Annotated in this window: 9 protein-coding genes and 1 tRNA gene; 2 read left to right on the top strand and 8 right to left on the bottom strand. The window is 51.0% G+C overall.

Going from position 1 to position 7,197, the window contains the following annotated elements:
• From LBJ25_05125 to LBJ25_05100, 6 genes are all read right to left on the bottom strand, one after another.
• On the bottom strand, positions 1-1,067 hold a 1,067-nt coding region (locus LBJ25_05125; GenBank protein ID MDR1453336.1), incomplete at its 3' end, for an LptF/LptG family permease.
• Positions 1,068-1,077: 10 nt separating this feature from the next.
• Positions 1,078-1,800: an LPS export ABC transporter ATP-binding protein gene (gene lptB / locus LBJ25_05120; protein MDR1453335.1), complete on the bottom strand. Its 723-nt coding sequence runs from the start codon at positions 1,798-1,800 to the stop codon at positions 1,078-1,080.
• Positions 1,801-1,826: 26 nt separating this feature from the next.
• Positions 1,827-2,120: a helix-turn-helix transcriptional regulator gene (locus LBJ25_05115; protein ID MDR1453334.1), complete on the bottom strand. Its 294-nt coding sequence runs from the start codon at positions 2,118-2,120 to the stop codon at positions 1,827-1,829.
• Positions 2,121-2,152: 32 nt separating this feature from the next.
• On the bottom strand, positions 2,153-2,551 hold the full coding sequence (locus tag LBJ25_05110; protein MDR1453333.1) for a type II toxin-antitoxin system VapC family toxin: 399 nt from the start codon (positions 2,549-2,551) through the stop codon (positions 2,153-2,155).
• On the bottom strand, positions 2,548-2,805 hold the full coding sequence (locus LBJ25_05105; protein MDR1453332.1) for a hypothetical protein: 258 nt from the start codon (positions 2,803-2,805) through the stop codon (positions 2,548-2,550). The genes LBJ25_05110 and LBJ25_05105 overlap by 4 nt, the downstream gene beginning before the upstream one ends.
• 67 nt (positions 2,806-2,872) lie before the next feature.
• A complete protein-coding gene (locus LBJ25_05100) occupies positions 2,873-4,753 on the bottom strand; it encodes a DUF4914 family protein (protein ID MDR1453331.1) in 1,881 nt (626 codons plus the stop codon).
• 152 nt (positions 4,754-4,905) lie between these two features.
• On the opposite strand from LBJ25_05100, the gene LBJ25_05095 reads away from it, so the two are divergent.
• Positions 4,906-5,775: a capsular polysaccharide synthesis protein gene (locus LBJ25_05095; protein MDR1453330.1), complete on the top strand. Its 870-nt coding sequence runs from the start codon at positions 4,906-4,908 to the stop codon at positions 5,773-5,775.
• 53 nt (positions 5,776-5,828) lie between these two features.
• Here LBJ25_05095 and LBJ25_05090 read toward each other — a convergent pair whose 3' ends face one another.
• The gene (locus tag LBJ25_05090; GenBank protein ID MDR1453329.1) at positions 5,829-6,020 is read right to left on the bottom strand and encodes a helix-turn-helix domain-containing protein; all 192 of its coding nucleotides are present in this window, start codon (positions 6,018-6,020) and stop codon (positions 5,829-5,831) included.
• Between the two features lie 103 nt (positions 6,021-6,123).
• On the opposite strand from LBJ25_05090, the gene LBJ25_05085 reads away from it, so the two are divergent.
• Positions 6,124-6,855 carry a hypothetical protein gene (locus LBJ25_05085; GenBank protein ID MDR1453328.1) on the top strand — a complete coding sequence of 244 codons (732 nt, stop codon included), beginning with the start codon at positions 6,124-6,126 and terminating at the stop codon, positions 6,853-6,855.
• A 224-nt stretch (positions 6,856-7,079) separates the two neighbouring features.
• On the opposite strand, the gene LBJ25_05080 is transcribed toward LBJ25_05085, so the two are convergent.
• Positions 7,080-7,161, bottom strand: a tRNA-Leu gene (locus LBJ25_05080).
• Between the last annotated feature and the right edge of the window lie 36 nt (positions 7,162-7,197).

Here is a 7,197-nt window from a genome sequence, read left to right as displayed (position 1 = left end):
CCGCCGATCAGAATATTGGGCAGCCAGGCGGCGAGGAGCGGCGAAAAACCGCTTTGGCCAAACCACATGAAAACCGACAGCATAATGTAATAAACAAAAATGATCAGCACGCTGATGCCCAGGCCTACTCCCGCGCCGGAACGCTGCGGACGAATGCCCATCTGCGAGCCAAGCAAAACAAAGATCAGACAGGCAAAAGGAATGGCCAATTTTTGATGCCACTGCACGCGCAATTTGGCTACATTGGCGCCGAAGCTGCTCTGCTGGCGGATATAGGCGGACAGCTCGCCGATATTCATTTGTTCGGGGTCTTTGTTACGGCCGGAAATATCGCGCGGACGCACATTGATATTGATGTTTTGCGTCGTAAAATCCACGATCAACGCGGCGCGGTTATCGCCGGCAAATTGATGCATGGTCCCGCGGCGAAAAGTCCAGCCAGCCAGCGGGTCAAATTCGGCCTCCTCGGCGCGCGTGCTGCGGGCGACATTGTCATTGGGATCATATTCGATAACATTGACTTGCCGCATAGTGCTGCCTTCCATCTCGCGGGCGTGAATTATCCTGACGAGGCGGTGATTTTCGTACATCGGAATATTGACATTGGTCTGGATCTGCGGCGCGCCCCGGGACACATCTTTGAGCTGAATGATCGTATTCTCTTCAATAAAACTCGCCTGCGGCACGACAGTTTCATTAAAAAAAACCGTCAGCAGGCTGACCAATAATCCGAAAAAAAGCGGCGCGGCGATCAGGCGGTACAGCGAAAATCCACCGGCGCGGAAAGCCGTCAGTTCGCTGTCGCCGGACAAACGGCTGAAACACAGCAGCGCGGCCAGCAAAGTAGCCATCGGAAAAGTCAGAGAGATCACGCGCGGCAGACGCAGCAAAAACAGCGCCAGCACCTGCTCGAAACCAAGACTGTAGAGCTGCGCTTCGGAAATCACCCCCGGGATGATCGATCCGCCGGAGATGATCACGGAAAACGCCACCACGCCAAAAAGAAAAGGCAACAGAATTTCTTTAAATGTATAAAGATAAATTAATTTTATTCTAAAATTTTTCACAGCAGTCCCGTTACAGATTAAAATTTTCACCCAGATAAAATTTACGCGCGGTCTGGTCGGCGGAAATCGCCGCCGCGTCGCCTTCCAGCAGGACTTTGCCTTGATGAATAATGTAGGCGCGGTCAGTGATACCCAGCGTTTCGCGCACATTGTGGTCGGTGATAAGTATGCCCAAGCCTTTAGTCTTGGCCAGATAGGCGATGATCTCCTGAATATCATTGACAGCGATCGGATCGATACCGGCAAAAGGCTCGTCCAGCAAAATAAAATCCGGATAACAGGCCAGCGCGCGGCAGATCTCCACCCGCCGCCGTTCGCCGCCGGACAGCTCATAGCCGCGCTGTTTGCGGATATGCGAGATTTTCAGCTCCTCAAATAATTTATCCAGACGCTGCTGATACTCCGCCGGCGGCACGCTGGGCATATTTTCCCAGAGGATCAACAGATTTTCTTCGACGGTGAGCTTGCGAAAAATCGACGGCTCCTGCGGCAGATAACCAATACCCATTTTGGCGCGTTCATGCATGGGCAAGCGCGTAATATCGTTGCCGTTGAGATTGACCGCGCCAGCGTCCGCTTTGATGAGACCGACTATCATATAGAAAGTCGTGGTCTTGCCAGCGCCATTGGGGCCAAGCAGGCCGACGATCTCGCCTTTATTGACGTGAATATTGACTTCGTTGACGACCTTTTTTTTGTGATAAGCCTTGACCAGTCCCTGTGTTTCGATCATGGCGGAAGTGTAACATAAAAGCGCGCCTAAGCCCACACCGCGGACGGCGTCAGCGATTCGTTTTTATCCTGATAGTGAAAATACAATTTGACCGGCTGTTTTTCCTTGAACAAATAAGCGAAATCGCTTTCACAGCCCAAAGCCTGCGCGACTTTCAAAAGCGAGACCAGCGAGATCTCGCCAAATCTTTCAAAACGCTTGACCGAGCCGAAACTCACGCCGGATCGTTCCGCCAATTTTTGCTGCGAGATTTTCTGCTCTTTGCGCCGCGCCCTGACCCGGTCGACCAGCTCACGCTTAATAGTCAAAATATTGTCCATCGGCTAATATTTTAGACGTTTTAAACTAAAAATCAATAACAATATTCCACATGCAGCTTCTTGCCTATTTTAAGCAGCTCTTTGTCGTTAGTAACCAGCATGGCCTCATTCTGCCGGGCTAACGCCAGATAATACATATCATAAATTGAGTGTCTATTCTCCAGCCCCAGCCGAAACGCTTCCAGCCATAATTCTCGAGAGTCCACAAATTTATTAACATATTTCAGGCCAATTTTTATAAAACTATTACATTCTTCAAGTGTATAACCAGCAAAATTTCCATACTTCCAAATCGCATTGGTTAATTCCGGTACATATAAATCCGGAGCTATCACCAGAGAAGCCTCCTGCAAAACCATGTCGAATCTTTCCATTTTTTCTTTGTGGAATATTACCTGAGACGCGCCGCTGACATCCAAAACAACTATCATCTATTTCTATCCTCGCGTATCCATTTCACATCGTCAACTTCCCTAACCGCTTTCGGAATTTCCATCGCTCTCACCCGCTCAGACAATAATTTGCGGCGGGCTTTATTGGCCGCAATAATCGCCTCATTCAGGCCGAGTATAGTTTCTAGCGTGGCGACAGTCTGCTGGGCGATAGTCCGGTGTTCGCGTTTGGCTTCTTCCGCCAATTTTTTATAGATTTTTTCGGGACAATTCCGCACCTGCAATAATGGCATAATTAACTCCTTTCATTTTTACCGAGCATATTTATGCATATTATAGCATACTTTTACATACAAAAGACTAATACGTCATCGGCAGGAGTTTTTTGTAATCTTCCAGGTCGCCGTTTTCCAGACAGCAGTTGATAATATCCTGTCCCAGACGGCTCAGCTCCGGCTGGAGATATTTTTTGATCTCCGCGCGGAAAAATTCTGTCAAAATTTGCGCGCCGGTATCGTAAGCGTCAAGGCCGACTTCCGGCTGCGTCTCCACATGCAAAAACTGTTCCGGTATGGTCGTGCCTTCGATCTTTATCTGCCCCGGAATATAGCCCAGCAGAGGACAGCGCGCGACCTCTAAATGCGCGGGATTAAATTTTGCGGCGCCTCTCCTGGCCAGATACTCTCTGACCAGCCACTGCGGCATGAAGCCGACTTTCCAGGCGCCGATATGCTGATTGGGCAGGAGCACGTGTCTGGTCTGCGGCGTGGCGGCGATCTGATCCAGCAGGAGATTGGCGTAATTCACAAACTTGCCGGTCGCAAAAGGCCAAAAAGTGCCGACGCCTTCCGTGATCAGCCCGCTGCCTTTGGTCAAAATACTGGGGTTGGCATCGCCGCGCGGCGCGGCCAGACGCCAGAGCCAGGACAGCGCTGGCGGCAGCAAATGCAGCATGCCAAAAATACCATACGTCGGATTCTTGGCGGTGCATAGCGGCGCGCGCACGCCGAAACTGCGGAAATCAACTTCCACCGGCGAATTGACCACGTCCTCGTCCAGCTTGCGCGGCAGGATCACGCGCGGATTGGAGCAAACTCTGCCCGGTGAATCTTCCACATGTTCCCAGAGCAAAGCCGTCGAACCCGGCCGGCCATCGATATTCAAATACAGCAGCGGCTCGCTCGGGTGAATACAGGCGCGCTCCAGTTTAGGATCGGTGCCGTAATGCGTGATGTGGTTGATACGGATAAACCAAGCTTGTTCAGCGTCACGCACCACCAGTTTAGGATTATTTTTCTGATCGTGCGGATGGGAAATCGCCATGTCGTCGGTGACCGGCTTGAGCAGACAGGTCTGGTCCATGCTCAAATCCAGCTCTTCTTTGGTCACTTTATTCACGCCCAGCAGCAGGCGTCCGTCGGTCTTGCGGTGCGCGTATTCCAGCATCTCGCTCTTGCCACTGCCACTCGCGCCTTCGTGAAGGATCGTCGTAATATTGTCGTAAGGCGTGACCACCTGCACCGCCGCGCCGTGCAAGGTCAGCCATTGCTCGCGTTCGCCGATATCCAGCAGCACGCTGTAAATGCCTTTTTTGGCGCTTGGCCCCGGGTAAAGATTGTAAGAAAAAACTTCATGCACATTGGGCAGGCGGTTATTGACAACGACCTGCTTGCCGTTGAAATGCGTGTGGCGGAAAACCGGCGCCAGATAAATGATCGCGTCCGGCGCAAAAGTGCGCGACAGATCGGTCGGCGGCACAATGCCCTGAATATCCGCCAGCGCGCCGATAAAACAGCCGGCGTTTTTGGGCGCGATCAAAATGCCGTACAGCCCGGTGTCCTCGCCGCCGATATTCGTGCAAAGCACCGCCAGCTCCTGCTTGGCCAGCCAGTCAAAAGTCTCCTGGCGCACCTCAGGAAATTTGTACTGCGGAAAAGCCTCCGTAAAACGCGGCTTGTCGGTCGGCGCATTGTCGCCGATAAACATGCAGTTTGGATCGCGGCGGCGCATGTGCGGCTCGGGAAAATTAACGGACAGCCCGTTGCGGCATTTGACGACCACGGCTTCTGGCACATTGCCTTTGCCGGGCACTTCGTAGCTGACCTCGAAAACAAAATCCTTGCCACCCATAGCCAGATCGAGAACTTCTTTTTTGGAGGCGGGAAAAACAACCTCCGGCGCTTTATTCAGAATAGCTTTGACCTCAGGGGCGATCTGCCAGTTTTGCCAAATTTTTGCCATACGTTTCTCCTATCCTAATAATTTTATATCATTATTCAAGCGAAAAAACAAACGATGCAAACTGTTGCGTTTTGTTGGCAAACAATTCGCGCTAGGCACGGTAAATATAAAGATATTTACCACGCGCAACATCTCCATGTTAAGATAAAAATATGCGGGAGTTTTTTGTTTTCCTATACGCCTGCCTTTTCGACAAAGTTTTGCGCAAACATCTGGCTCTGAAAAAATATTTGCGGCAAAACTACGCGGATGTCCTCCAGAAATTTCAGGCCAAAAATCCGCGGCGGAAACGGATGCCGGAAAAATATCCGGTCTGGTTTTGCTGGTGGCAGGGCGAGAAAAACATGCCGGAGATCGTCCGGGCCTGCTGGCGCGCGCTACGGCAAAACGCCAATGGCCACCCGGCGCGGCTCATCACCAAGGACAATTTCCAGAAATTTGTCAAAATCCCGCCGTTCATTTTAGCCAAAGTCCGGCAGGGGCAAATTTCCCTGACGCACTTTTCGGACATTCTGCGCATGTCTTTGCTCCACGCGCAGGGCGGTTTGTGGCTGGACGCGACTGTGCTGCTAACCGCGCCGCTGCCGCCACTGGCCGGTCTGGAACTTTTTACGATACGCCGCCGCCGCAAAGACCTGCATGTCGGGCGCGGACAGTGGACGACTTATTGTTTTTACATGAACAAAGGCAATTTGCTTGCGGATTTTATGAAAACGCTTCTCACAGCATATTGGCAGCGCGAAGCGGCGGCAATCGATTATTTTTTGTTTGATTACGGCATTGCCGCGGCGCGCGATAATATTCCGGTGGTCAAGCGAATGCTCGACGCCGTGCCTTACAGCAATGAAAATATTTACGCGCTCAAACACAAACTCGGCGAAAAGTACGTCGCACAAACTTTCGCGGAAATCTGCCGCGCCAATTATCTGCATAAATTAACGTGGAAAACGGAATTTCCCAAACGCACCGCGGAGGGAAAGCTGACATTTTATGGAAAATTAATTGAATACACGCTTGTTTGATTTATATCGATTTATATCAATGTTGGTTTTTGACAATGTTTGGTGTACTAGCGTTAGAAAAAATCTTTGATACTTTGGCCTAGAGCTTTGGCAATTTTCGTCAGCGTAGCAATTGTCGGCGTATGACTGCCGCTTTCAAGGCGTTGAAAATACCGCAAAGTCAAATCTATTTTATTTGCCAATTTTTCCTGAGACAATCCGGCTGATTTTCGAAAGGACTTTATATTCTTGCCGATGTTTCGCACAATTTCACCCCAATACTTGCAATGTTAGCTATAGTGGTTTATAATTTTAACGGCATAATAAACCACGGTATATTATGCCGACACAACAACAAGGAGGTTTCATATGACAATCGAAAAAGGAATGCCGTTGCTGGCGCAGGATATGCTGGATTTAACATTTTTTCCGGTGGGGGCGATACTCATGATGGACGGCAGCTGGACAAACGGCCGCGGCGGCTGGTACATCTGCGATGGACAAAACGGCACGCCGGATCTGCGGGACAAGTTCCTCAAAGGCAATGGTAGTGAGACCGTGGCCGGCGCGAACTGGCTGTCCCTGACCGCCAGCAATCTGCCCGCGCACAGCCACAGTTTAACCAACATGTCTTTGACAGGCCTCACGCTCAACAACGGCGGCGCGCACACGCATACGCTCAGCGGCAGCGCGGCTGAAGGCGGATCACATAATCATGACCTCACCAATGGCTCCGCGGCTTTGGCTGGCGGACACTCGCATACAGTAACAGTGCACGATACAAACCATAGTAGAACTCCAGCAGGGCAGTCAGATTACGGTAGCGATGAATACGGCGAGTACCATAGCGCGACCTACACAACATCCACAGTCGCAGATCATACGCACACTGTCTCAGGCACTATAGGCAATGGCGGAGCGCACACTCACACTCTTTCCGGCTCGGCGGCAGAGGGCGGATCGCATACGCACACTGTCAACAGCAGCAACTCAACTATTTCCGGCACCGTGGGCAATAGTGGCTCCGGCACGAATTTCAACAATATGCCGGATTATTATGCGGTGATTTACATCAAAAAAATGAAAGGGAATAATACTTAATTCAGATTCTTAAGTGCGCGCAGAGGGACTTGTTCCTTCGTCTCGGTCGCAACTGTTCCGCCTACGCGGAACGCTCCCTCGCTGCGGAGACGCGCTCTCGCGGTTTCGCCGATGCGAAACACGCTCCGAGCTTTCAAGTCCCAGTCGCAATATGCCATCGGCATATTGCTTACAGTATCCATTCTAACAACTGGCCTTAGTATAAGCTCCTTCAGCTTTTTAAGTGCGCGCAGAGGGACTTGAACCCCCAAGGATCGCTCCGCCAGATCCTAAGTCTGGTGCGTCTGCCAATTCCGCCATGCGCGCAAACACTGTAAAAAATAATACCATTTCTTATATAAT

The sequence above is a fragment of the Candidatus Margulisiibacteriota bacterium genome (genome assembly GCA_031268855.1).
Classification (GTDB): Bacteria; Margulisbacteria; Termititenacia; order Termititenacales; family Termititenacaceae; genus Termititenax.
This window is presented reverse-complemented; position numbering and strand designations above follow the sequence as displayed.

Excerpts from the sequence above, each read along its gene's own strand:
- LBJ25_05110 (MDR1453333.1), bottom strand. The coding sequence starts at position 2,551 with ATGATAGTTGTTTTGGATGTCAGCGGCGCGTCTCAGGTAATATTCCAC.
- LBJ25_05105 (MDR1453332.1), bottom strand. The coding sequence starts at position 2,805 with ATGCCATTATTGCAGGTGCGGAATTGTCCCGAAAAAATCTATAAAAAA.
- lptB (MDR1453335.1), bottom strand. The coding sequence starts at position 1,800 with ATGATCGAAACACAGGGACTGGTCAAGGCTTATCACAAAAAAAAGGTC.
- LBJ25_05100 (MDR1453331.1), bottom strand. The coding sequence starts at position 4,753 with ATGGCAAAAATTTGGCAAAACTGGCAGATCGCCCCTGAGGTCAAAGCT.
- LBJ25_05115 (MDR1453334.1), bottom strand. The coding sequence starts at position 2,120 with ATGGACAATATTTTGACTATTAAGCGTGAGCTGGTCGACCGGGTCAGG.
- LBJ25_05095 (MDR1453330.1), top strand. The coding sequence starts at position 4,906 with ATGCGGGAGTTTTTTGTTTTCCTATACGCCTGCCTTTTCGACAAAGTT.
- LBJ25_05085 (MDR1453328.1), top strand. The coding sequence starts at position 6,124 with ATGACAATCGAAAAAGGAATGCCGTTGCTGGCGCAGGATATGCTGGAT.